This window comes from Streptomyces sp. CA-111067, assembly GCF_050956065.1.
In the GTDB taxonomy this organism is placed as follows: domain Bacteria; phylum Actinomycetota; class Actinomycetes; order Streptomycetales; family Streptomycetaceae; genus Actinacidiphila.
The window spans coordinates 5,445,853-5,469,917 of sequence record NZ_CP192103.1; the positions used below are offsets into that span (position 1 = coordinate 5,445,853).

Annotated in this window: 17 protein-coding genes and 1 pseudogene; 8 read left to right on the forward strand and 10 right to left on the reverse strand. The window is 74.6% G+C overall.

Going from position 1 to position 24,065, the window contains the following annotated elements; all coding sequences use genetic code 11:
- Positions 1-147 precede the first annotated feature (147 nt).
- Genes ACQPW6_RS23905 through ACQPW6_RS23920 form a run of 4 tightly spaced genes read left to right on the forward strand, consistent with a single transcriptional unit; the run spans position 148 to position 7,421 of the window.
- Positions 148-516: a CU044_2847 family protein gene (locus ACQPW6_RS23905; protein WP_433891723.1), complete on the forward strand. Its 369-nt coding sequence runs from the start codon at positions 148-150 to the stop codon at positions 514-516.
- Entirely contained in the window at positions 513-2,597 is a 2,085-nt protein-coding gene (locus ACQPW6_RS23910) for a trypsin-like peptidase domain-containing protein (protein WP_433891724.1), read from the forward strand. Before ACQPW6_RS23905 ends, ACQPW6_RS23910 begins: the two co-directional genes overlap by 4 nt.
- Positions 2,594-3,649 carry an AAA family ATPase gene (locus ACQPW6_RS23915; protein WP_433891725.1) on the forward strand — a complete coding sequence of 352 codons (1,056 nt, stop codon included), beginning with the start codon at positions 2,594-2,596 and terminating at the stop codon, positions 3,647-3,649. Before ACQPW6_RS23910 ends, ACQPW6_RS23915 begins: the two co-directional genes overlap by 4 nt.
- On the forward strand, positions 3,621-7,421 hold the full coding sequence (locus tag ACQPW6_RS23920) for an SAV_2336 N-terminal domain-related protein (RefSeq protein WP_433891726.1): 3,801 nt from the start codon (positions 3,621-3,623) through the stop codon (positions 7,419-7,421). Before ACQPW6_RS23915 ends, ACQPW6_RS23920 begins: the two co-directional genes overlap by 29 nt.
- Positions 7,422-7,575: 154 nt before the next feature.
- On the opposite strand, the gene egtD is transcribed toward ACQPW6_RS23920, so the two are convergent.
- The 4 genes and pseudogenes from egtD to egtA form a co-directional block, all read right to left on the reverse strand.
- Positions 7,576-8,556 carry an L-histidine N(alpha)-methyltransferase gene (gene egtD, locus ACQPW6_RS23925; protein ID WP_433894639.1) on the reverse strand — a complete coding sequence of 327 codons (981 nt, stop codon included), beginning with the start codon at positions 8,554-8,556 and terminating at the stop codon, positions 7,576-7,578.
- A 117-nt stretch (positions 8,557-8,673) separates the two neighbouring features.
- Positions 8,674-9,384 (reverse strand): annotated as a pseudogene (egtC, locus tag ACQPW6_RS23930) (ergothioneine biosynthesis protein EgtC); the annotation flags it as partial.
- Complete coding sequence (gene egtB, locus ACQPW6_RS23935; RefSeq protein ID WP_433891727.1) at positions 9,384-10,655, reverse strand: ergothioneine biosynthesis protein EgtB; 1,272 nt, start codon at positions 10,653-10,655, stop codon at positions 9,384-9,386. The gene egtB and the pseudogene egtC, both read right to left, overlap by 1 nt.
- A 286-nt stretch (positions 10,656-10,941) precedes the next feature.
- Positions 10,942-12,303: an ergothioneine biosynthesis glutamate--cysteine ligase EgtA gene (egtA, locus tag ACQPW6_RS23940; RefSeq protein WP_433891728.1), complete on the reverse strand. Its 1,362-nt coding sequence runs from the start codon at positions 12,301-12,303 to the stop codon at positions 10,942-10,944.
- 372 nt (positions 12,304-12,675) lie between these two features.
- On the opposite strand from egtA, the gene ACQPW6_RS23945 reads away from it, so the two are divergent.
- The 4 genes from ACQPW6_RS23945 to ACQPW6_RS23960 all read left to right on the forward strand — a co-directional run bounded on the left by ACQPW6_RS23945 (position 12,676) and on the right by ACQPW6_RS23960 (position 17,136).
- Positions 12,676-13,692, forward strand: coding sequence for a polyprenyl synthetase family protein (locus ACQPW6_RS23945; RefSeq protein ID WP_433891729.1), 1,017 nt, complete (start codon positions 12,676-12,678; stop codon positions 13,690-13,692).
- Between the two features lie 295 nt (positions 13,693-13,987).
- Positions 13,988-15,262: a LolA family protein gene (locus ACQPW6_RS23950; RefSeq protein ID WP_433891730.1), complete on the forward strand. Its 1,275-nt coding sequence runs from the start codon at positions 13,988-13,990 to the stop codon at positions 15,260-15,262.
- A 7-nt stretch (positions 15,263-15,269) separates the two neighbouring features.
- Positions 15,270-16,235, forward strand: coding sequence for an ATP-binding cassette domain-containing protein (locus tag ACQPW6_RS23955; RefSeq protein WP_433891731.1), 966 nt, complete (start codon positions 15,270-15,272; stop codon positions 16,233-16,235).
- Positions 16,222-17,136: an ABC transporter permease gene (locus ACQPW6_RS23960; protein ID WP_433891732.1), complete on the forward strand. Its 915-nt coding sequence runs from the start codon at positions 16,222-16,224 to the stop codon at positions 17,134-17,136. The genes ACQPW6_RS23955 and ACQPW6_RS23960 overlap by 14 nt, the downstream gene beginning before the upstream one ends.
- Here the strand turns inward: ACQPW6_RS23960 and ACQPW6_RS23965 are convergent.
- From ACQPW6_RS23965 to ACQPW6_RS23990, 6 genes are all read right to left on the reverse strand, one after another.
- Positions 17,126-17,767, reverse strand: coding sequence for a flavodoxin family protein (locus ACQPW6_RS23965; RefSeq protein WP_433891733.1), 642 nt, complete (start codon positions 17,765-17,767; stop codon positions 17,126-17,128). The genes ACQPW6_RS23960 and ACQPW6_RS23965 overlap by 11 nt on opposite strands.
- A gap of 129 nt (positions 17,768-17,896) precedes the next feature.
- A complete protein-coding gene (locus ACQPW6_RS23970; RefSeq protein ID WP_433891734.1) occupies positions 17,897-19,312 on the reverse strand; it encodes an Ig-like domain-containing protein in 1,416 nt (471 codons plus the stop codon).
- A 69-nt stretch (positions 19,313-19,381) separates the two neighbouring features.
- Positions 19,382-20,335 (reverse strand): EamA family transporter RarD, encoded by a 954-nt coding sequence (gene rarD, locus ACQPW6_RS23975; RefSeq protein ID WP_433891735.1) that lies wholly within the window; start codon positions 20,333-20,335, stop codon positions 19,382-19,384.
- Between the two features lie 243 nt (positions 20,336-20,578).
- Positions 20,579-21,439 (reverse strand): NAD(P)H-binding protein, encoded by an 861-nt coding sequence (locus tag ACQPW6_RS23980; RefSeq protein ID WP_433891736.1) that lies wholly within the window; start codon positions 21,437-21,439, stop codon positions 20,579-20,581.
- A gap of 163 nt (positions 21,440-21,602) precedes the next feature.
- The gene (locus tag ACQPW6_RS23985; RefSeq protein WP_433891737.1) at positions 21,603-22,589 is read right to left on the reverse strand and encodes an RNA polymerase sigma-70 factor; all 987 of its coding nucleotides are present in this window, start codon (positions 22,587-22,589) and stop codon (positions 21,603-21,605) included.
- Positions 22,586-23,839 carry an NAD(P)/FAD-dependent oxidoreductase gene (locus ACQPW6_RS23990; RefSeq protein ID WP_433891738.1) on the reverse strand — a complete coding sequence of 418 codons (1,254 nt, stop codon included), beginning with the start codon at positions 23,837-23,839 and terminating at the stop codon, positions 22,586-22,588. Before ACQPW6_RS23990 ends, ACQPW6_RS23985 begins: the two co-directional genes overlap by 4 nt.
- Between the last annotated feature and the right edge of the window lie 226 nt (positions 23,840-24,065).

Below are 24,065 nucleotides of genomic sequence, written 5' to 3' on the forward strand. Positions count from 1 at the left end.
GTCGTTTCCCGGCCACCGGTCGGTGGGGGCTGGTCGCGCAGTTCCCCGCGCCCCTACGGGGCGCATACCTTGCCGGGGCGCGTCCTGCACGGGTGCAATCGGGGGAACGGGGGACCCCAGGGCGGGAGTTCTGGCACTCTCGTGGATATGGGGGACTACGTGGAGTTCACGTTCGACGACGGTCATAAAGTGCTGCTCGAGGTCTTCGCCGAGCCGCGCGGCACAACCGACACCGCCCCGCGCGGGCAACTCGTCCCCGTGGCCGGCGGCGGCCGGATCACCCGGGCCGCCGGAAGCGCCCTCCGGCAGGTGCTCCGCCCCCTCGTCCCGGTACTCGAAAGCGTGCACACCACCGTCTCCGCCGTCCAACCGCCGCCAGAATCCGTCAGCGTCGAGCTCGCCGTCAAGATCACCGACGACCTCAACCTGGGCATCGTGGCGCACGGCGGCGAAGCGTCCTTCACCGTCTCGGCCACCTGGAAGCTGCCGCCCGCGCCCCCGACAGCCGCACCGTGATCGCCGACCCGGACGCCCCCGTGCGCCGCGCCTGGGTCTCGGTCGCCGCCGCCGGCGCCCCGCATCCGGTCGGCGCGGGCGTGGTGATCGCCGACGGCCACGTACTGACCTGCGCCCACGTGCTGAACGCCGCTCTCGGCCGGGACAAGATGGCCGCCGCCGCACCGACTTCGGACGACCTGGCCGCCGTCTCGCTGACCCTGCCGGACTGCGGCCCGCAGCCGTACCGGCCCGAACTCGCCTGCTGGCTGCCGCCGTCGGCGAACCCGGGGCAGGGCCACGGCTGGGACGGCGACCTGGCCCTGCTGCGGCTGCCCGCGCAGGCGCCGGCCGTCACCCCGGTGCGGCTGGCGGACGCGGAGCTGAACAGCACGCTGTGGGCCTGGTACGCCGACGGCGACGGCCGGTCCGCGGTGGACGTCGTCGTGCAGAAGGTCATCGGCCCGTGGCTGCTGCTCGACCCGCGCAACGCGTGGCTCGCGGTCGGCCCCGGCTACAGCGGCGGCCCGCTGTGGAGTTCGGCCACCCGCAGCCTGGCCGGCATCGTGGTCAGCGTCGAGCCCGACGTGCGCCGGTACTACGCGATCGGGCCCGCCGCCGTACGCCAACTCCTCGTCCGGGCCGGGCTCCCGCTGCCCGCCGGCCGCGGCGAGGCCCCGCGGGACCCGCGGCGGGCCCGGCTGCACCGCCAACTCACCGAGACACTCGACGCGTTACCGCAGGACCGGTACACCGCCGGCCTGGCCCGGCTGCTGCGCATGCTCCGGCTGCCGCCGGGCCCGTACGACCCGGAGGAGGCGGCCTCGGCCGCACTCGCCGACCCGCGCGGCCTTCCCGCGCTGCGCGACGCCTTCCGTGACGCCTTCCGTGACGCCGAGGAGCGCGGTCCGACCGCCGCGTCCGCCCGGCTCGCGGACCTCGCCGCCCGTGCCTGCCCGCTCCGGCTGCTCGCCCCCGCCGATCACGCGGAGCTGTGCGGGATGCTGTCCGTGCTGCCGATGAGCCGGCTGCTGGCCGCCGCCCGCGCCGCCGTGCCCTACCTGCCGCTGCGCGCCGACAGGCTGCCCGACGCCGCGGCGTTCATCGACTGCCTGGAGAACCGCCAGTCGGAGCCCGGCGTGATGCCGCCGCTGCTCCAGGTGGTCGAGGAGATCGCCGTACAACGCCCGGACGACGGGGACGAGTTGCGCGAGTGGAGCACCCGGGTCGCGGACCGGCTGCGGGTGCGGGGCGGCGCGCTCGACCAGGTCAGGGCACTGGCCAGAGCCAGGGCGAGGGCCGGCGCCGGGGCCGGCGACCAGGGCGCGGGCCGCCCGGTGGTCCGGGTGTGGCTGCGCGACTGCGGCAGGCCGGACGCCTACACCTACGACATCCGGCTCTACGACGGCGACGACCGCCCGGTGGAGTGCTGGACGGCGGTCGACGAGCCGCGCGGGCACGAGCAGTTGTGCCGCGAACTGGCCGACGCGGTGGCCATGCTCGCCGACCACGGCGAGAACGCGGGCGTCGAGTTCCTGCTGGAGGACGGCTCGTTCGGGCTGCCCATCGACCGCTGGCAGATCCCCACCAGGCTGCTCGGCCCGCGCCCGCTGGGAGTCGACAGGTTCGTGGTGCTGCGCGGCCAGGAGCCGCCGGCCCGCGGCTGGTGGGAGCGCCGCTGGGGGTGCCGGGGCGCCGCGGCCAGCGTGCTCGACGACGTGGACAGCGCCGACGACCTGCTCGGCACGGACCTGGACGCCGCCTTCGTGATCGCCGCCTGCCCGCCGGACGACATCGACGCGATGGTCAGGGTCTGCCGGCACTACGGCGTCCCCGTGGTGCTCTGGCAGCGGAAGCGGGTGGCCGCCGAGGACGCCGGCGCCCTGCTCGAACTCGCCGCGGACGACGCCGGCACCCTGCTCGAACTGGCCGGCGAGGACTGGCCGAGCACGCTGCGCGAGGGCGTCCGCAGACACCGTGTCAAGGCTCGCGCCGACGAGCAGCACCTCGGCGCCCACCTCGCGCTGCTGTGGGAGGACCCGCGCTGGGACCCCCGCAGGGCGCGGCTGACCGAACCCACCTCGAAAGGCGGTGCCGCGTGAGTGCGACGGCCCCAGGCGCCCCCGGCCGGCCGGAGCGGCTCTTCCGCGGCACCGGCGAGCACTGGCCCGACGACGTGCCGCTGCCGCAGCCGCCGCCCTGGCGGCGTGCCCCGGCCGTCCCCGGCGGCAGGACCCGGCGGCCCTACCTGATCGGCGCCGAGCAGGTCGAGGTCGTCAACGCCGCGCTGCGGCTGCGCCGTCCGCTGCTGGTCACCGGCAACCCCGGCACCGGAAAGACCTCGCTCGCGCACGCCGTCGCCGACGAACTCGGCCTCGGTCCGGTGCTGGTGTGGCCGGTCAACACCCGCTCCACGCTGACCGACGCGCTGTACCGGTACGACGCGATCGGACGGCTGCGCGAGGGCCGGGCGCCCGGCGCGAAGGCCGAGGAGGCGGCACCGGGGAACCAGGCGGACCCAAGGAACCAGGCGGGCGGGGCCGACGACGGTGACACGGTGGGCAGTTACGTCCGCCTCGGCCCGCTCGGCACCGCGCTCGCCACCCGGCACCAGGACCGGCCCCGGCTGCTGCTGATCGACGAACTCGACAAGAGCGACGTCGATCTGCCCAACGACCTGCTGCACGTCCTGGAGGAGGGCGAGTTCAGCATCCCCGAACTGGCCCGGCTGCCGGAGAGCCAGGCGCGGGTGCCGGTCCTCACCGAGGGCTCAAGGGAGCGGGTGACGCTGCACCGAGGCGTCGTGCGCTGCGCGGACTTCCCGTTCGTCGTCATCACCAGCAACGGCGAACGCGAGTTCCCGCCGGCCTTCCTGCGCCGCTGCGTCCGGCTCGAACTGCCCGACCCGGGGCCGCGCAAGCTGGAAGAGATCGTCCGCGCCCACTTCGCCGGCCCGGACCTCGCCGGACTGGACGCGGACTGGACGCGGGTCAAGGCGCTGATCGAGACGTTCACCGTCCACCGCGACCTCGGCGGCCTGGCCACCGACCAGCTGCTGCACGCCGTCCACCTCCTCCAGCAGGGCATCCAGCCGGACGCCCGGCACCTGCGGGAGGCGGTGCTGCGTGAACTCCGGGACGGGGGAGGACGGTAGCGGCGGCTCCGCCGCTCGCGTCGGCGGGATCGGTCGGCTGCTGACCGTACTGGCCGAAGCCGGGGTCGAGTTCACGGCGGAGGAGACCGCCGACGCGCTGTGGCTCGCGCTCGCGGACGACAGCCGCCGGGAGCCGCGGGAGCGGATCTGGCAACCGCCGCCGCGCGCAGCGGAGTCGGCCGCGAGGCCGGTGCAACCGCCGCGGGCCGAGCCGCCGTTCGGCCCACCGCCAGGTCCCGGCCCCGATCCCGGCCCCGCGAGGGACCCCGCACCCCCGATCCCCCCTGCCCCCGTACCGCCGCCCGGAGGCCGGCAGCCGCTCTACGCGCTGACCGGGTCGACACCCGGCGACGCCGCGACTCCCGTACGGGTTCCGGCGGTTCACGGGCTGCCGAACGCGCTGTCGGTGACCCGCGCGCTGCGCCCGCTGGGGCGCCGGGTCTCCTCGCCGCACCGCCACGAGCTGGACGAGGCCGCCACCGCCGCGGCCACCGCGGACAGCGGCGGCCGGCTGGAGGTGGTGCTGCGCCCGCAGCGGGCCCGCTGGCTCGACCTCGTCCTGGCCGTGGACGACTGCCTGTCGATGCGCGTCTGGCAGGACACCGTCGCCGAACTCGACCGGCTGCTCTCCACCTCCGGCTTCTTCCGCAGCGTGCGCCGCTGCGCGTTCGACCCGCGAGGCGGCACCGGCGTGCGGGACACGGTGGTGGTGGACGGCGACCGCACGGTCGTCCTGGTGGTCGCCGACGGGGTCGGGCCGCCCTGGCGGGACGGCGCCGCGCAGCGCGCCCTGGCCGGCTGGGCGCGCAAGGCCCACACCGCCGTGCTCCACCCGCTGCCGGTCCGGCTGTGGGCAGGCACCGCGCTGGCCGCCCGCCCGATGCGGGTACGCAGCAGCGGGCCGGTGCCGCGCAACCACCAACTGCGCGCCTACGACCCGCACTTGCCCGCGAGGCTCGCACCGCGGATCGAACTGCCCGTTCCGGTCGTGGAGTTGAGCGGCTGGTCAATCCGCCCGTGGGCCGCCCTGGCCGCCTCCGAAGGCGGTACGGCCACCCTCCGGGTGATCGACGCGGCCGCGCCGCCGCCGGCCGCCGCGCGGCCCGAGGTGCCGTCGGCGGAGGCCGCACCGGAGCAGCGGCTGCTCGCCTTCCAGGAGACCGTGAGCCCCGAGGCGTACGAACTGGCCGGCCACCTCGCCGCCGTCGATCCGCTGACGCTGCCGGTGATGCGGGTCGTGCAGTCGGCCGCGCTGCCCGGCTCCAGCCTGTCCTGCCTGTCGGAGGTGCTGCTCAGCGGCCTGATGCGGGTGGAGCGCCCGCTCGGCGACCTCGACGTCTTCGGCTTCGACCCCGAAGTCCGCCCACTGCTGCGGACGGTGGTGCTGTCCACCGACGCGCAGGCCACGATCGACGCGGTGAGCGACTTCATCGTGCCCCGCCTGGGCCGCACCCACGACTTCCCCGCGCTGCTCGCCTCCCGTACCGGCACCCTCGAACTGCCGCCGCAGGCGGCGCCGTTCGCGCAGCTCCCGGCGCGAGACGGATCGGAGACGGTGACCGCTCCCGAGGCGCCCGACGCGTCGCGGGCCCCGACGGCTGCGGACGGCGGCTCCGCGCTGTGGAGCTATGAGCACCCGGCCGTCGAGTACGTGGTCGGCGTCCGGCCGTTGGTCTCCAGCGGGGAGAACTGGCTGTCCAGCGGCTACCTGGTCGCGCCGCGCGTCGTCCTCACCACGGCGACGTACTTCCTGGACCACCGGCCGGGTCAGCCCGCCGTCCCCGTCTGCGCCGTGCGCGTGCACCGGAGACTTGGCGGTGCGACCGGCGCCGGCGGCACGGGCGGCTGGTACACCGCCGACCCCGTCTGGTGGGGCGGCGGCGCGCTGCTGCTGCGCATCTCGGATCCGCAGTGGAGTCCGCCGCCGGTCCCGGCCGTGCGCCTGGAGCGGATCGACGGGGACTCCGTCCCCCAGACGATCGGCTACGCGCACGAGCGGTCGGACCCGCAATCGGCGGGTCCCGCGGAATCCGCCCCGGCCGGCGCCCCGATGCTCCACGAGGACCCTGCGGTGATCGAGGGGAATCTCATCGACGTTCGGCCCGCCACCGACGGCGGAAGCCGCCTCTGGCTGCGGGCCCGGGCGCTGCCGCCCACCGCGCGCTGGGAGGGCGCGGCGGTCTTCGCGCGCTCACGGCTCTGCGGTCTGGTGACCGACCGCTTCTTCGATGGCGGAAACCGTGCTGACAGCCCGTATGTGCTGCCCGTCGCGGACCTCGAAGCGGACGAGCAGTTCCGCGCGCTGCTGGGCGAGCCGCCACCTGCCCCGCGGCCCCGTAACCGCACCTGGTCGCGCAACTGGGACACCTGGCCGCTGCCGCTCGACTGGCTGGCGGCCAGGGTCCCGGACCCGGCCCCGGAGCCGTGGAGCGACGACGAGCAGAACGGGCTGTGGCAGTTGACCGCCGACATCGCGGGGCCGCGCACGGTCTACGGCGCCCGGGCGCTCGTCGGCCGCGGCGCAGCGACGGTCGCGGCGGGGTTCGCCGCCCGGCGGAGGGCGGACTACTCGGTCGTCTGGTGGATAAAGGCGGAGACCGCCGACGACTTCCTGGCCGACCTGTCCGCACTGATGAGCGCCGAACTGCTCAGCGACGGCGAGCGGCTGGCCTGGGGCGCGAGGTCCGAGGCACCTCCGCTGAAATGGCTGAGTGCCCACGTCGGCTGGCTGGTCGTCCTGGACGGTGTGCGGAGTCCGGCGGATCCGCTGGCGGCCCGGCTGCTCGAACTCGGTTCCGGCCAGGTGTTGTTCACGCTGCCCGACGGCCCCGACGGCCCCGACGGCCCCGACGGCCCCGATGGCCCCGACGGCCCCGACGGCGACGCGGACTGGCCGTGTCCGGTCCTCCGGGTCGGCCCGCCACCGGACCGCGGGGCCGGGATCCGCCGCTTCCCGCCCGAATCGGCTGCCGGGCGAGTCCTCGCCGCGCTGCCGTGGTTCGCGGACGCCGTCCCGTTCTTCCTGCTGCGGCCCCTCGTCGCGACCGAGGAGGAGTTGACGTCGGCGCTGGACGAACTGGCGGACGCCGGGATGGCCGTGGTGGACGCCGAGTCCGAACGGGTCACCGTCCACGCCGATCTGCGCGATCCCGCGGGCCACGGCACCGGTGCGGACGCCCGCCCCAATCCGGCCACCACCGACCCCGAACTGGCCGTCGAGGCCCTCACGGCGGTGTTCCGGCAGGACGAGGCCGTCGCGCGGCCGCTGCTGCGCCACGTCGCCGCGCTGGCCGGGTCTGTCAGCCCGGCGGACGACACCGGGCCGATGTCCGAACTCTTCCTCGGCGTAGCCGACTTCCTGCGCTGGCACGGCGATCCGGCGGGCGCGGTGGAGTGGGGCCAGCGGGCGCTGTCCGGCGGGCAGGTGCACTGGGCCAGCGAGGACCGCTACACCCGGATCTCGCTGGCGGCCGGCGCGATCGAGGCCGGCCTGGACGCGTTCGTCAGGCTGTCGCCCGCGACGCTGCACGCGTATGTGGAGGACGGCTCCCAGCCGGGGGGCCCCGCACTCGAAACCCTGCTCGGCGTGCTCCACCGGGCCCGGTTCAGGCTCGGCCGGGCTGACCCCCGCATCGCCGACGACCTCGCCGAAGCCCGCGCGGTCAGCGAGCAGGCGTTGGGCGCGGACCACCCGCTGACCCGCAGCATCGCCGAGGCGGTCCGGCTGGCCGGGGAACTGCCCGGGCCCCCGCCCCCCGACGAGACCGCCTGACCGGGACCGGCCCCCAGCGCCCGCAGTGCGTCAGGGGCCGGCCGTTCTGGTGGGCCGGGTGGGGCGGCTGGGGAAAGACCCTAGCCGACCGGGCGGATCTCGCGGCTGCTCGCCGCGGCCGGAGGGAGACCCGGCCGGCCGGCGTCGCGGGCGGCTAGTTTGGGACCGCCAGCAGGAGGGCGAACCGGGAGGCCGGGTCGGTCCACCAGTCGCGGACCGTGAAGCCGCCCTCGTACAGCTCGCGGGTCAGCGTCTCGCGGCGGAACTTGCAGGACAGCTCCGTGCGCAGGTCCTCGCCCGCGGCGAACTCCACCGTCAGGTCGAGGTCGGGGACCTTCACGGTCTGCGCGACCTTGGCGCGCAGCCGCATCTCGATCCGCTCCTCGTCCGCGTTCCAGACGGCGACGTGGTCGAACGCCTCCGGGTCGAAGTCCGCGCCGAGTTCGCGGTTCAGCACGTACAGCACGTTCTTGTTGAACTCGGCGGTGACGCCCTGGCTGTCGTCGTAGGCGCGGACCAGCACCTCGGGGTCCTTGACCAGGTCGGCGCCGAGCAGCAGCACGTCGTCGCTGCTCAGCGCCAGGCTCAGGGTGCGGTAGAAGGTCTGCCGCTGCGCCGCGTCGAAGTTGCCGATGGTGCTGCCGAGGAAGGCGAGCAGGCGCGGCCCGGGCTCGTCGGACAGCGCGAGGTCGGTCTCGAAGTCCGCGACCGTGGCGGTCACTTCGAGGCCCGGGTAGTCCCGCCTGATCGCCTCGCCGGCCTCCTCCAGCGCGGACGCGCTGACGTCCAGCGGCGCGTAGCGCACCAGGCTGCCGCCGGCGGTGAGCGCGTCGAGCAGCAGCCGGGTCTTGCGGGACGAGCCCGAGCCCAGCTCGACCAGGGTGCTCGCCCGGGTCAGCGCGGCGATCTCCGGGGCGCGCCGGGTCAGAATCTCCTGCTCGGCGCGGGTCGGGTAGTACTCGGGCAGCCGGGTGATCTGCTCGAACAGGTCGCTGCCGCGCTTGTCGTAGAACCACTTGGGCGGCAGGGTGCGCGGGGTGCCGCCGAGGCCGCGGGTCACGTCGGCGTGCAGCGCGTTGCTGAAGTAGTCGGCGGGCAACCGGTCTTCGAGGGTGAAGCGGCTCTGGGGCGTCATGGGAAGCGGGTCCTCCGATGCCTGGTGGTGGTGCGGGCGCGGCGCCGCGGGCGGGCGCAGCGGGATGATCCGTACTCCTTGGGCGGTGGCGAGCAGCAGTGAGCGGTCGGGCACCTCGTGCCACTGCCCGGGAGCGTCGTCCGGCTCCGAGGCGACCGTCACGTGGCCCGGGCCGGCGCGATACCAGAGGGTGTCGCCCCAGGCGGTGGCCGCGATGGTGCGGCCGTCGGTGAGCAGCAGGTTGAGCCGGGCGGCCGGCCGCACCGCGGCGACCTCCCTGACCACGGCGGCCAGCGCGCCGCCCGGCGACTCGCCGCGCCGCAGCCGGCCGGCCGCCATCGCCCACAGCACCGCGGAGTCGCAGCGCGCTTCGAGCGCGAGCAGCTCGGCGGGGCTGAGGCCGGTGGGCAGCCGGGTCCAGTCCGCGACGGCCCCGTTGTGGCTGAACAGCCAGCGGCCGTCCCGGTAGGGGGCCGCCGCCGACTCGTCGGGGCTGGTGCCCTCGGTCGCCGACCGCACCGCGGCCAGCACGGCGCCGCTGCGGATGGCGCCGGCCAGTTCGGCGAAGTTGGCGTCGGCCCAGACCGGCACCGCCCGCCGGTAGCGGGCCGGCACCGGGTGGCCGGCGTCGCCGGCCTCCCCGCTGTCCCCGTCCGGCTGCGCGGGGTCGGCGAGCGGGTACCAACCCACCCCGAAACCGTCCGCGTTGACGGTGCCGTGCCGCTGCCGGCGCGGCTGCCAGGACTGCTCGTACAGGCCCCGTGGCGGCTCGGTGAGCAGCTGGGCGAGCCGCAACGGCGGTCCCACGTACGCGAGATGGCGGCACATCAGGCCGAACCGCCGTCCTCCGGGGCGGCGTCCCGCGCGGTGCGGAAGCCGGCGAAGATCTGGCGGCGGATCGGGTAGTCCCAGTTGCGGAACGTGCCGCGGCCGGCGACGTCGCCGACCCCGAACGCGCCACCGCGCAGCACCTTGTAGTCGGGGCCGAAGAAGACCTCCGAGTACTCCTTGTACGGGAACGGCTCGAAGCCCGGGTACGGGCTGAAGTCCGACGCCGTCCACTCCCAGACGTCGCCCATCAACTGCCGGGCCCCGCAAGGCGCGGCGCCGGCCGGGTAGCTGCCCGCGGGCGCCGGACGCAGGTGCCGGTGGCCGAGGTTGGCGTGCTCGGGGCCCGGGTCGGCGTCGCCCCACGGGTAGCGCCGGGAGCGGCCGGTGGCCGGGTCGTGCCGGGCGGCCTTCTCCCACTCGGGCTCGGTCGGCAGCCGCCGGCCGGCCCAGCGGGCGTACGCGTCGGCCTCGTACCAGCACACGTGCAGCACCGGCTCGTCGGCCGGCACCTGCTCGACGTGGCCGAACCTGCGCCTGGTCCAGGTGTCGCCGTCGCGCTGCCAGAACTCCGGTGCGCTCAGGCCGGTCCCGGTCACGTGCCGCCAGCCCTCGGGGGTCCACCAGGCCGGGTCCTGGTAGCCGCCGGCGGCGATGAACCGCTGGTAGGCGCCGTTGGTGACCGGCACGGTGTCCAGCCAGAACGCGCTGACGTCCACCCGGTGTTCGGGCCGCTCGTTGTCCAGCGCCCACGGCTCGTCGCTGGTGCCCATGGTGAACGGGCCGCCGGGGACCAGGACTTCGGCCGGCAGGTCGGCCGCGTCGGCGGGCGCGCGCGGCGGCTCGGGGGCGTCGAGCACCGGCGGGCCCTGCCGCAGCTGGTGGGTGGCGAGCATCGTCTCGTCGTGCTGCTGCTCGTGCTGGGCGAGCATGCCGAAGACGAACGCTCCCGCGAGCAGCCGCTCCGGCCGACCCGGGTCGGTGTCGGTGCCGGCCAGCACGTCGAGGGTCTGCTCGCGGACGGCGGACACGTACGCGCGGGCCTCGGCGGGGCCGAGCAGCGGCAGCGCGGGGCGGTCGGCGCGCGGGTGCTGGAAGGCGTCGTAGAGGTGGTCCAGGTCGGGGCGCAGGCCCGGCCGGCCGCCGGCCTCGCGGACCAGCCACAGCTCTTCCTGGTTGGCGATGTGGGCGAGGTCCCAGACCAGCGGGGACATCAGCGGCGAGTGCTGGGCGACCAGGTCGGTGTCGTCCACGCTGTCGGTCAGGGCCATGGTCCGCCGCCGGGCGGTCTCCAGGGCGGCCCGGGCCTTCGCGGCGAGCGCGGGCCCGTCAGCCCGGGCCCCGGCGCCGGTCCCGGGAGCCCCGGACCCGGCCTCAGCCCCGCCCTCGTTATGGCCGGAAACCGACCCCGGATCGCTCGCCGCGGCCGTATCCGCCGCGTCGTAAGTGAGGGGAGTGAGAGGAGTGGCAGAAGAGTCAGGAGTGAACGGATCGCGGGCAGTGCTTTCGGATCCGCTGTGCGGGTGAGTCACAACATGCCTTCCGAAGGTCAGCAGGTCAGACGCGGCTCAGCGCGTCCAACTGGTCGTGGGCCGGACATCGGCCTCGTTCGGCGTAGCGCTCGGCGAATCCCGCCACCGCCTGCCGGAGCGCGGCGGGCGCCCCGGTACGGGCGAGCGCGCTCTCCGCCGCCGCGAAGCAGGCACGCACCGCCTTGCCGAGCTCCGGGTCGGCCGGGCCGATCCGGGCGGCGCGCCGCCAGACGTCGTGGGACGGCAGCGGCTCGCCGTCCCGGCACAGCGCCTCGGTGGCGGCGTGGGCGGTGGCCGCGGCGACCGGATCGTCCAGCAGGATCGCGGTCAGCACGGTCGCGACGATCCAGTCGTCACCGTCCTGGGCGTCGGTCATCCGCAGCTCCAGCCAGCCACGCGGCCGGATCGGCGGGAAGAGCGTGCTCAGGTGGTAGTCCAGATCGTCCACGGTCGGCGGCCTGATGCCGGGGGCGCGGCCGCGCAGCCAGTCGCGGAAGGTCAGCCCCGGGGGAGCGGACCAGTCGGGACGTGCGGAATCGGTGCCGCCCGGTGGGCCACTGACAGCACCGTCGGAGCCGGCGCCGTCGGGTCTGAGGCACAGCAGCCGGGCGTCCAGCGCGTAGTCGGCCCAGGCGGCCCGCGGGTCCTCGTCATGCCGGGGGTGCCTGGTGCGGCCGGGGTCCATCAGGGACCAGTTGGCCTGCCGGGTGGACAGCCAGCCGGTGGGCCGGCCGCCCTGGAGGGGTGAGTTGGCGAACGCCGCCACCAGCACCGGCCCGATCCGATGGGCCAGCCGCCAGCGGAAACGGTAACCGGAGACGCCCTCCGAATCGTCGCCCGCGTCCAGGTTGACCTGGAGGGCGGCGGTACGGCGCATCATCGTGCGGCCCCAGGGGCCGTCGCGGTCGAAGAAGGTCTCCATCGCCCGGTAGCGGGGATGATCCAGTATGCGCGGGGGATCGCGGTACGGATCGAGGCCGCGCCCGACGAGCACGTATCCGGCCTCGTCCATCGCCTGCCGGAGCACCGCGAGATCCGCCGCCATCGCGGTGACGCAGGCGGCGAGGGTGCCGGCGGGCGGGGAGCTGAGCTCCACCTGCCCACCCGGCTCGCGGGTGAGTCTGCTGCCCCGGGGGAGTGCGCCGGGGGCCTCGACCGGCGCGAGTACCGCGTCGAGCCGGTCGGGGGGTATCAGTGATCGGGGATCGGAGCGCCGCTGAACCAGCCACTCCAGTTCCACACCGGTCCGTGCGGGCGGGCCGGTCTTGAAGCAGACACCGCGTACATGGGCCTCGGCCTCATCCTCCGCCAGGTGCGGAAGATGCCGTAGATCCCCTGGGCCTTGTGGGCCCCGTAGGTCGGCTGCCATCGGTCCACCTCCTCTCATCTGTGGGGGCTTTACCCCGAAGCGAGGACATGTCACATGTTGCTTTGGCGAGTCTAGGTGACCTTGAAGTGCGATCGTCTTACGGAATGCTGAACACTCCCTGGTCAACCATGTGAAAACGGCCATCCACTCATTTGGGTGGCACATATCCACCCGAACCACGTAATCGGCATCATACGACGCGTCACCGAGGACGGCCCGGGGCGGCGGCCGGCGGCCACCCCGGCATAGGGCGATGCCCCGGCGGTGATCCATGGGCGACCGGCTACGCTGCCCGTGTAGGCAAAGCGACCAGTCACCGCGAACGAGCACCACGTCAGTGCCGTACAGCGCCACCGTCCGAGCATCCGTACAGCGACAGGAGTACCCCTCGTGACCGTCGTCGGGCCCTTCGGGCTGAGCGTGTGGGACGCCACCCTCGATGCCGATGTCCAGGCCGGTCTCGCGGCCGTCGAGGAGGGCCTGCTGTCGGCCACCAAGAGCGACGTGCCGTTCATCACCGACACCGCCAAGCACCTGCTGGAGGCCGGCGGCAAGCGCTTCCGGCCGCTGCTGGTGCTGCTCGGGGCGCAGTTCGGCGACCCGCACGCGCCCGGTGTGGTGCCCGCGGCCGTGGTGGTCGAGCTGACCCACCTCGCCACGCTGTACCACGACGACGTGATGGACGAGGCCGACGTCCGCCGCGGCGTCACCAGCGCCAACACCCGCTGGGGCAACTCGGTGGCCGTGCTGACCGGGGACTTCCTGTTCTCCCGCGCCTCGCACATCCTGGCCGACCTCGGCCCCGAGGCGGTCCGGGTGCAGGCCGAGGCGTTCGAGCGGCTGATCACCGGCCAGATCATGGAGACCGTCGGCCCGCGCGACGACCGCGACCCGCTGGACCACTACCTGGAGGTCATCGCGGGCAAGACCAGCTCGCTGATGGCGGTGTCCGGACGGTTCGGCGCGATGATGTCCGGCGCCCCCGAGGCGACGGTCAGCACCCTGACCCAGTACGGCGAGCGGATCGGCGCCGCCTTCCAGCTCGCCGACGACGTGCTCGACATCGCCAGCGACAGCCACGAGTCGGGCAAGACCCCGGGCACCGACCTGCGCGAGGGCATCCCGACGCTGCCGGTGCTGCACGTCCGCCGCTGGCACGCGCAAGGGCCGGCCGAGTCGGCCGACGACCGCAGGCTCAACGAACTGCTGGACGGCGACCTCACCGACGACGCGCTGCACGCCGAGGCGCTGCAACTGCTGCGCGCCCACCCGGCGCTGGCCGAGGCCCGCCGCGACACGCTGCGCTACGCCGAGGAGGCGCGCGCCGCGCTGGCGCCGCTGCCGGACATCCCGGCCAAGCGGGCGCTGGCCGGGCTGTGCGACGCGGTGGTGCACCGCGCGGGCTGACCGCGGGGTGCCGGGGCAGGCGTCCCTCGGCTGACGCGGCCGGCCGCCGGCGGCCGAACGGCCGGCATCTGGTGCCGGTGAGCGGTGAACTCGCCGTGGTCGTACGCCGACCCGAGTACGTACTCGGGGTTTGTCATCCCCGCGGCGTACGCTCGATTGGGTCCGGCGGCTGATGTGCGGCGTCGGCCGATTTGGTGGGATGGAGACACCACTTCACGGCGGACCGGGCGACAATGGCCTGGGGAGTGGACGAGTGCGAGGCAGTGGACCGCCGCTAGACGGAGGTAGGGACGCAATGGCACGGATCCAACCGGCACGGTACGAGGAGACGGACGAACCAGGCGGTGGCAGGGGCGGCCGGCGCGCCATGCGCTTCGTGGTGCCCGTCGCGGTGGCGGGGGTGGCGGCGGCCACCATCACCCTCGTGCCGGCGCTCGCGGACACCGGCGACCCGTCGCTGCCCTCGATCACCGCGGAGCAGTTGCTGACGAAGATCGCCGCGTCCGACACCCAGACGGTGGACGGCTCGGTACGGTTCAAGGCCGATCTCGGGCTGCCCGACGTGTTCTCCAGCGGCGCGACCAGCGGCCTGTTCAGCGGCGGGGCGGCGCCGAGCCAGGGCAAGTCCGGCTCGGGCAAGGACTCGCCGGCGGCCCCGCAGTCGCAGCTCGTCCAGTTGCTGGCCGGCACCCACACCCTGCATGTCGCGGCCGACGGCCAGGACCGGCAGAAGGTGTCGATCATCCAGCCGACCGCCGAGTACAGCATCATCCACAACGGCGGCCAGGTGTGGGCCTACGACAGCGCCTCCAACCAGGCGTACCACGCCACGGTCCCGCAGCAGGGCGCCAAGAGCGCGCCGCAGAAGCTGCCCGAGGACTTCCCCGCCACCCCGCAGGCCGCCGCCCAGCAGGTGCTGAAGGCGGCCAAGGGCAACGCGTCGATCACCGTGGACGGCACCGCCCAGGTGGCCGGCCACAAGGCGTACGAGCTGCTGGTCACCCCGCAGCACGCGGACGTCACCACGGTCGGCTCGTTCCGGATCGCGGTGGACTCCAAGACCGGGGTGCCGCTGAAGTTCACCCTGACGCCCAAGGGCGGCGGCAAGGCCATTGTGGACATCGGCTTCACCAAGGTCAGCTTCGACAAGCCGGCCGCGAGCACCTTCAACTTCACCCCGCCCAAGGGGGTGAAGGTCACCGAGGGCGGCGACCTGGCGAAGTCGCAGTCGTCCGGCTCGTCCACCGACGGGCAGCACCGGATGTCGGCCGACGGGCAGTCCGCGATGAAGGCCGGCGCCGAGCCGACCGTCATCGGCAAGGGCTGGGATGCGATCGCCGTGATCAAGACCCCCAAGGGCCTGCCGTCCAACGCCGGCAACCACCCCGGTGGCAAGGACCCGCAGTCGCTGCTGAGCGGCTTCGGCGACAAGGTCAGCGGCGCGTTCGGCTCCGGGACGGTCTTCCACACCCGGCTGGTCAATGTGCTGATGACCGACAACGGCACGGTGTACGTCGGGGCGGTCACCCAGTCCGCGCTGACCGACGCCGCGAACAGCGCCGCGAAGTAGCCCGGGGATGGCAGAGCCGGCCGCCGGCGCCGCGCGGGGGGACGTGGTGATCGAGACCCGGGGGCTGGCCAAGCGCTACCGCGGCACGCTCGCCGTGGACGGCATCGACCTGTCGGTGCCGCGCGGCAGCGTGTTCGGCTTCCTCGGGCCCAACGGCTCCGGCAAGACCACCACCATCCGGATGCTGATGGGCCTGATCGTGCCGACCGCGGGCACCGCCCGGGTGCTTGGCGCGCCGATGCCCCGCTCGTCCAGGTCGGTGCTGCCCAAGGTGGGCGCGCTGATCGAGGGCCCGGCGCTCTACGGCTTCCTGTCCGGCCGGGACAACCTGCTGCGGTTCGACGCCGCCGACCCGACCGCCGACCCGCGCACCCGTGGTGCGCGGGTCGGTTCGGCGCTCGACCGGGTCGGGCTCGCGGCGGCGGCGGAGAAGAAGGCCAAGGCGTATTCGCTCGGCATGAAGCAGCGGCTCGGGCTGGCGGCGGCGCTGCTCCAGCCGCGCGAGCTGCTGGTGCTCGACGAGCCGACCAACGGCCTGGACCCGCAGGGCATGCGGGAGATCCGCGGGCTGATCAGGGACCTGTCGGCGGACGGCACCACCGTCTTCCTGTCCTCGCACCTGCTGGACGAGATCGAGCAGGTCTGCACGCACGCCGCCGTGATGGCCCGCGGCCGGCTGATCACCCAGGGCACCGTGGCGGAGCTGTCGGCCGGCGCCCGCGGACAGCTGGTGGTGACCACCCCCGACCAGGCCAAGGCCACCGGGGTACTGGCCGAGCACGGCGTCACCTCGCTGGCCACCAGCGGGCAGCGGGTCACCGGCGAGCTGCCCCCCGACCCGCCGGATCTGGCCGAAGTCAACGCGGCCCTGGTCGCGGCCGGCGTCCGGGTCCGCGGCTTCGGCATGGAGCGGGCCTCGCTTGAGGACACGTTCGTGAGACTGACCGGGGAGGGCTTCGATGTCGCAGGCTGAGCCGACGACGGCCGCGCCGCCGCCCGCCGGGCCGCCCGCCCCGCCCCGGTCGCCGCAACTGCTGTGGACGCTCGGCCTGTTCAGGTCCGAGCTGGTCACCGTCTTCCGGCGCGGCCGCACCCTGGCACTGTTCGGCGTGCTGGCCGGCGTGCCGATCCTGGTCGGTATCGCGGTCCGGATCGAGACCCGGGGCGGCGGCTCGATCGGCGGTGGCGGCGGCGACGGAGGCGGCCCGGCGTTCATCGAACAGGTCAGCAACAACGGCCTGTTCCTCGCCTTCACCTCGCTCGCCGCGACCCTGCCTTTCTTCCTGCCGATGGCGATCGGCGTGGTGGCCGGCGACTCGATCGCCGGCGAGGCCAGCTCCGGCACCCTGCGCTACCTGCTGGTCGCCCCGGCCGGCCGCACCCGGCTGCTGCTGGCCAAGTACGCGTCCGTGCTGGCCTTCTGCGTGGCGGCGACGCTCGTGGTGGCGGTGGCCGCGATGATCGTCGGCTTCATCCTGTTCCCGGTCGGCGATGTCACGACCCTGGCGGGCACCACCATCCCGCTGTCCGACGGCATCATGCGTGCGCTGCTGATCGCCGTGCTGGTGGCGGCGTCACTGGTGGGTATCGGGGCGCTCGGCCTGTTCATCTCGACGCTCACCGACAGCGGCATCGGCGCGATGGCGGCCACCGTCGGGCTGCTGATCACCGTGCAGATCGTGGACAACATCCCGCAGCTGCACGTCGTGCAGCCGTATCTGTTCCCGCACTACTGGCTGAGCTTCGCCGACATCCTGCGCGACCCGGTCCCGTGGAGCGGCATCGGCAAGAACCTCGGGCTCCAGGCGCTGTACGCGGCGGTGTTCGGCTCGGCGGCGTGGGCCCGCTTCACCTCCCGCGACATCACGGCGTGAGAAGCGCCTCACGGCCGAGTCCCGCGCGCAGCTCGGCGTCGGCGTCGGCCGCGGTGAAGAAGGTACGGGCGCGCAGCAGCGCCTCCGTGTCGCCGAGCAGGTCGCCGGGCCGGTTGCCGGTGCCGAGCAGCACCCCGCCGAACGGCATCCGCATATAGGCCGCGGTCTTGGTGAGCGTGCCCACCAGCGCGTCGGCGTCGGCCGGGTCCTCGCCGGCCAGCGCGGTGACGCCCCACAGCGTGCGGCCCGCCATCCGGGCGCGGAAGTCCACGCCGGGCACCCGCATCCAGCCCGACCAGTGGTCGAGGTAGTGCTTGGTGAGGGTGGAGACCGAGTACCAGTACAGCGGCGAGGCGATCACCAGGTCGGTGGCGTCGAGCGTCGCGTCCAGCAGCGTCCGGCCGGGTCCGGTGGGCGACTCGTAGCCGCCGTCGCCCTCGTGCCGCAGGTCCTCGAACGCGGGCAGCCCCAGGTCGGCCAGCGGCAGCCAGCGCTGCGAGGCGCCGGCCGGCAGGTGCTCGGCGGCGCGGCGGGCCAGCGTCTCGGTGTTGCCGCCGGCGCGGGTGCTGCCGAGCAGGAAGAGGAAGCGCCGGTCGGGCGCCGGAGCGGTGGTCTCAGACAACGAATGCATATGCATATATTGCGCGCGCCAGGCATCTCAGTCAAGCGCGGACTCCGCGGCCCCGGAGCGCACTGAGCGGGCCGCGCGTGACGAAGATGCCTGGTGCGGCCCGCTCATCGGTGGTGACCAGCGCGCCCCTCAGCGGCGGCGCCGGGCGGCGGCCCGGGAGGCGGCGGTCGTGACGGCGCCCACGCCGATCAGGCCGGCCGCCAGCAGCAGCCCGTCGGTGCTGGTGCCGGTCGCGGCCAGCTGCGGGCCGGTGTGCTGCGGCGCGGGAGGCGCCGGGTGCGCGGGAGGCGCGGGATGGGTCGGGCGGCCGGCCGGGGGCGCCGGCTGCGCCTTGGGGGCCACCTTCAAGGAGACCTTCACCAGCTCGGTGTGCCCGTCCTTGAGGGTGGCCCGGTAGATGAAGCTGTCCGTCCCCGCGTAGCCCTTCTCCGGCAGGTAGGAGAACTCGTCGCCCCGCAGCACCACCGTGCCGTGTTCCGGCGGCTCGGTGACATCGACGGGCTGGTCGGGGTCGGTGCCGGACACCACCGGGATCTTCACCGCCCCGCCGCCCGCCGGCACGTCGACCGGCGGCTGCTCGACCGGCCGGCAGGCCAGCCGGAAGTCCACCCCCGTCACGTCGTCGCCCGCCGGGTTCGCCGCGCGGCTGGCCGGCCCGCTCGCCGTGTAGCCGGCCGGCACCCGCAGGGCCACCCGGTAGCCGCCGGAGGCGACACCGGGGAAGGAGTACGAGCCGTCGGCGCCGGCCGTCGTGGTCAGCGGGCCGCCCGACTCGCCCTGCACCGGGGTCCCGTCGGTGTTCCGCAGCTCCAGCGTGGTGCCGGGCGGCAGGCCGCAGCCGGAGGTGACCCGGCCGGAGATCTTCGCGGTGGGCGCGGCCAGCCACACCTGGTAGACCGGGCTGCCGGTCTGCACGGTGAACCGCAGCGACAGCGAGACCACCGGCACCGTCGGCCGGAACCAGCCGGCCGCCCCGCTGGTGTCGGAGCCGCCGCCGACCAGCGTGGAGCTGCCGGCGTCCCAGGACGGCAGGTCGGTGAACGGCCCGCCGGTGCAGGACGACGGCCGCGGCGAGGCGTCGCAGTAGTTGAACGGGGACTGCCAGCCGAGCTGGTCGGCCGTCAGCCGCACCCCGCCGGGGCCGGTCGCCGTGACCTGCACGGTGTCGGCGTCCACATCGCCCAGCGCGAAGCCCCAGCCGGGCCGGGTGGGGGAGTCGAAGGTGACCGTCGTGCTCGACGGGCCGCCGCCGGGGGCCGCGCCCAGCGAGAGGTAGTTGTGCCCGCGCGAGCTGCCGTAGGCGGCGCCGAAGGGCGTCGAGTCGCCCAGGAACGCGGAGTTGCCGCTCGGCATCGACACCCCGGTCCCGTCGGTGGTGAAGGTCGCGGCGGGGAAGCCGGGCACCGGCACGGTCAGCGCGCCCGGGCTCCACTGACCATAGGCGGAGCCGGCCGCGGACGCGGTCCCGGCGGCCAGCGGGATCGTCAGGGCGGCCGTGGCGGCGACCGCCAGCACACGGGCGGTTCTGGCTGCGGGCAGGCGCACGGCTGGTTCTCCTCGCGCGGGGACGACCGGACGGATACCTCTCGACTGTGGACGATCGCCGTCGACCCGCTAGCGCGACGGCGCCCTGATCACCCGGTCGGCGGCGGCCGCCCGCCCGTTCGGCCCAGCCCCGGCGCGGGCCACCGCGGCCCGCCGAGCCGTCCGCAGCGCGTCCCAGACCAGCAGCGCCAGCGCGCCCCAGACCAGGGCGAAGCCGGCCCAGCGCTCCGCGGGCATGTCCTCGTGGAAGTACAGCAGACCGATCAGGAACTGGAGGACCGGCGCGAGGTACTGCATCAGGCCCATGGTCGTCAGCGGCAGCCGGGTGGCGGCCATCCCGAAGCAGGTCAGCGGTATCGCGGTGACCAGGCCGCAGGAGGCGAGCAGCAGGGCGTGGCCGGCGCCGTGCTGGCCGAAGGTGGCGTGGCCGCGGCCGCCGAGCACCAGCAGGAAGCCGAGCGCGGGCAGGAACTGCACGGAGGTCTCGGCGGCCAGCGACTCCAGGCCGCCCATCGCCAGCTTCTTCTTCACCAGGCCGTAGAGGCCGAAGCTGAAGGCCAGCGTGAGCGCGATCCACGGCAGCCGCCCGTACCCGACGGTGAGCACCGCCACCGCGAGCGCGCCGATGCCGACCGCCGCCCACTGCACCGGGCGCAGCCGCTCGTGCAGCACCAGCACGCCGAGGGCGATCGTGACCAGCGGGTTGATGAAGTAGCCGAGCGAGGCCTCCACCACGTGGCCGGAGTTGACGGCCCAGATGTACAGGCCCCAGTTCACCGACACAGCGGCTGCGGCGACCACGACCATGCCCAGCTTCCGCGGCTGCCGCAGGAGTTCGGCCACCCAGGCCCAGCGGCGCAGCGCGAGCAGGACGAGTGCCACCACCGCGAGCGACCACACCATCCGGTGGGCCAGGATCTCCATCGCTCCCGCGGGTTCGAGCAGCGGCCAGAACAGCGGCAGCGCGCCCCAGATGCCGTAGGCCACGAAGCCGTACACGAGTCCCGCGCGCTGCTCGTTCATCCCGCCTCCCCGCGCCGGGCGCGGAAGCGCGCGGCAAGGCGACGGTAGCGGGTGCGGGGCCACCCTGTCATGGGTGTTTCACACTACGGTCATGACAGGGTGGGCTCCGCCTCCGGGACGGCCTTCCGGACGGCGGTCGCGGCGGGTGGACGAGGCCGCGTCGCCACGCGCGGGCCGTGAGCCCGCGGGCCCGGGGCACCGTCCGCGGGCCGTCGGCCGCGGGCCCGGCACCGCCGGTGGGCCTCAGCTCGCGAGCGCCGCCGCCACCGTCTCGCGCAGCGGCGTCGTGGGCCGCCCGATCAGCCGCGCCAGGTCACCACTGGTGCCGGCCAGCCTGCCGCGGTCGATCGCGGCGTCCACGTCCACCAGGATGTCCGCCATGACCTCCGGCAGCCCGGCGCCGAGCAGGATCTCGCGGTACGCCGCGGCCGGCACGGTCTTGTGTGCCACGTCCTTGCCGCTCAGCTCGGTGATCACGGCCGCGTACTCGGGGAAGCTCCACGCGGTGTCGCCGCTCAGCTCGTACGCCGTGTTCTCGTGTCCCTCGCCGGTCAGCACGGCGGCGGCAGCGGCGGCGTAGTCGGCACGGGCGGCCGACGCGACCCGCCCGTCGGTGACGTTGTTGACCACGGCGCCGTGCTCCAGGGCCGGGCCCAGGGCGGCGGTGTAGTTCTCGGTGTACCAGCCGTTGCGCAGGAAGACGTACGGCAGCCCCGAGGCGAGGATGTTCCGCTCGGTGGCCTTGTGCTCGTCGGCCAGCGTGAAGTCGGCGTCGGGGCCGCCGAGGATCCCGGTGTACGCCAGCAGGGCCGCGCCCGCCCCGGCCGCCGCGTCCACCACCGCCTTGTGCTGCTCCTCGCGGCGGCCGGCCTCGTTGCCGGAGATCAGCAGCACCCGGTCGCCGGCCCCGAAGACGTCCTTCAGCGTCTCAGGCCGCTCGTAGTCCGCCACCCGCAGCTCCACCCCGCGGCCGGTCAGGTCGGCGGCCCGTTCCCGGTCCCGCGCCACCGCGACGATGTCGCCCGCCGCGACCCCGCGGGCCAGCAGGTCTTCGATGACGAGGCGGCCGAGCTGGCCGGTGGCTCCGGTGATGACGATGCTCATGACGGAATGCTTCTCTCTGTCCGGAAAACGCTGCCCGGCACCCCGAAGCGGTGCCTGACACCCACCATACAGTTAGCGCTAACTAATAGAAAGCGCACTGTGGTGCGAGCCCGAGTCCGGCCGGGGACCGAGTCGCGGTCCCCGGGTCGGCGAGAGGAGGTCATCAGCGGTCGGCGGCCAGCCCCCTGAGCTTGTCCGGGTTCACCTGGACCCGGAGGTTGGCCACCCGGCCGCCGGCCAGGTCGTAGGTCAGCGCGCCGATCCGGTGGCCGCCCATGGTGATCAGCAGGCTCAGCTCGCCGTTGATCACCACCGGCTCCATCCCCGCGCCGGACACCGAGGGCTTGGCCATCACGCCGAGCAGCCAGCGCGCCACGTGGTCGCCGCCGTACAGCGGGCGGCGGGACGCGGTGACCTTGCCGCCGCCGTCGGCCCAGCAGGTGACGTCGGGCGCGAGCAGGCTCATCACCGCGTTCAGGTCGCCCCCGGCGCAGGCCGCCAGGAAGCGCGCGGTGACCTGCTCGCGCTGCTCCCGGTCGGTGTCGAACCGCGGCCTGCGCTCGGCCACGTGCCGGTGCGCGCGGTGCGCGATCTGCCGGACGGTCGGCTCAGGGCGCTCCAGGATCCCGGCGATCTCGGCGTGCGCGTAGCCGAACGCCTCCCGCAGCACGAAGACCGCCCGCTCCACCGGCGTCAGCGTCTCCAGCACCACCAGCAGCGCGGTGGAGACGGTGTCGGCCCGCTCCAGGTCCTCGGCCACGTCGGGCGAGGTCAGCAGCGGCTCGGGCAGCCACGGCCCGACGTACTTCTCGCGCACCGCCCGCGCCGAGGTCAGCCGGTTCAGCGACAGGTTGGTCACCACCCGCACCAGGTACGCCTTCGGGTGCGTGACGTTGCCGCGGTCCGCCTGGTGCCAGGCCAGCCAGGCGTCCTGGAGCACGTCCTCGGCGTCGGTGACGCTGCCCAGCATCCGGTAGGCGGTGCCGAACAGCAGCCGCCGGTGCTCGGTGAAGGGGTCGGACGCCTCCGGGGGCGGGTCGGACGGGGCGGCGGCGGGGTCGTCCGGGGAGGGCCCGGGCCCGTCGGTGGAAGGGTCGGTCCCGCTGGACGGCTCCGCCGCTGTGCCGGGCCCCGATGCCGGTTCGCTCACCTGATCATGCTGGCAGCACCCCGCCCCTCCGGGCAAGGCGTCGCGAGCTGCGGGGCCGCGGTGGTCGCCCCGCGGGTCGCCCGGCCGCCCCGGAACAGCGCGATGCTGACGGCGACCCGCTTGCTGATCCGGTAGACCGGGATCGGGCTGCCGCTGACCACGTTCTTGTAGGTGACGGCGAGCCGGCCGGTCAGATACGCCCGGCGCGGGGTGTCGTCGGCCCGGGTGAACTGGATCACCGCGTCCCGCCGGCCGATGCACACCGGCTGGTGCACGTAGCCGAACCTGAACGGCTCGGCCGGCCGGCCGCGCAGCTCCCGCGCGATCGTGTCGGCGGCGTGCTCCGCGGTCGGCATCCCGGACTGGCAGGTGCCGTGCAGCACCCCCCACGGCTGCCGGACGGCGGCGGCGTCGCCGATCGCGTACACCTCCGGGTGCGAGACCGAGCGCAGCGCCCCGTCCACCAGGACCTGCCCGCGCGCGTCGGTCGCGATCCCGGACTCGGCCGCCAGCGGCGCCACCCGCACCCCGGCGGTCCACAGGCACAGGTCGGCGGCCAGCAGCTCGCCGCCGGCCAGCCGTACCTTCTCCGGCAGCACCTCGGCGATCTCGACCCCGGACCGCACCGCCACGCCGAGCCGGTCGAGCGAACGGTGCAGGTACGCCCGGGCCTTGCCGCCCATCAGCGCCCCCGGCTGCTCGCGGCTGACCAGCGTCACCCGCAGCGCCGGGTGGCTCTCGGCGATCTCCGCCGCCGCCTCGACGCCGGTCAGGCCGGCCCCGCAGACCACCACGTTGCCGCCGGTGGCGGCCAGCTCGGCCAGCCGGCCGGCCATCTCGTGCGCGCGCCGCGGGTCGTCCAGCGTCCAGGCGTGCTGCTCGGCGCCCGGCACGGCGGAGGTGTCGGCGGTGCTGCCGAGCGCGTAGACGAGGTTGTCGTAGTCGTACTCGGTGTTGCCCTTGACGCCCTGCACCAGGACCCGGCGCCCGGCGGGGTCCACCGCGACCGCCCGGCCCTGGACGAAGCGCACGCCGGTGCCGTCCAGCATCGCCGGGATACGGCAGTCGGCCAGTTCCTGGCCGACGGCGATCTGGTGCGACCGCAGCCGCTCGCTGAACCGCTCCGCCGGGTTGACCAGGGTGATCACGGCGCCGGTCCTTCTGGCCTTGCGGGAAAGCAGGATCGCGCACAGCAGGCCGGTGTACCCGCCGCCGAGGATGACGACATGCTTCCTGTCGGTCTTGTCCATCACTCGCTCCTTCGCTCGCGCCACCCCCGCGGGACCATGCCGAGCCGTGCGGGCCGGTGACACCCAGGGGACAAGCGGGCGGCGGCAGGCGTGACAGCCGCCGAATGTGAAGCGAATCACATGCCGGCCAGGCCCCGGCGGCGGACGCGACGGCGCCCGGGCGTGACGGCGCCCGGACGATACGGCGCCCGGACGCGACGATGCCCGGCCGGTGACCTGCACCGGG

Bases quoted from the DNA above. Each gene is read 5' to 3' on its own strand.
- ACQPW6_RS23980 (WP_433891736.1), bottom strand. From the start codon at position 21,439: ATGAGCATCGTCATCACCGGAGCCACCGGCCAGCTCGGCCGCCTCGTC.
- ACQPW6_RS23960 (WP_433891732.1), top strand. From the start codon at position 16,222: ATGTCGCAGGCTGAGCCGACGACGGCCGCGCCGCCGCCCGCCGGGCCG.
- egtA (WP_433891728.1), bottom strand. From the start codon at position 12,303: ATGAGAGGAGGTGGACCGATGGCAGCCGACCTACGGGGCCCACAAGGC.
- egtB (WP_433891727.1), bottom strand. From the start codon at position 10,655: ATGGCCCTGACCGACAGCGTGGACGACACCGACCTGGTCGCCCAGCAC.
- ACQPW6_RS23965 (WP_433891733.1), bottom strand. From the start codon at position 17,767: ATGCATTCGTTGTCTGAGACCACCGCTCCGGCGCCCGACCGGCGCTTC.
- rarD (WP_433891735.1), bottom strand. From the start codon at position 20,335: ATGAACGAGCAGCGCGCGGGACTCGTGTACGGCTTCGTGGCCTACGGC.
- ACQPW6_RS23955 (WP_433891731.1), top strand. From the start codon at position 15,270: ATGGCAGAGCCGGCCGCCGGCGCCGCGCGGGGGGACGTGGTGATCGAG.
- ACQPW6_RS23990 (WP_433891738.1), bottom strand. From the start codon at position 23,839: ATGGACAAGACCGACAGGAAGCATGTCGTCATCCTCGGCGGCGGGTAC.
- ACQPW6_RS23950 (WP_433891730.1), top strand. From the start codon at position 13,988: ATGGCACGGATCCAACCGGCACGGTACGAGGAGACGGACGAACCAGGC.
- egtD (WP_433894639.1), bottom strand. From the start codon at position 8,556: ATGACGCCCCAGAGCCGCTTCACCCTCGAAGACCGGTTGCCCGCCGAC.
- ACQPW6_RS23905 (WP_433891723.1), top strand. From the start codon at position 148: ATGGGGGACTACGTGGAGTTCACGTTCGACGACGGTCATAAAGTGCTG.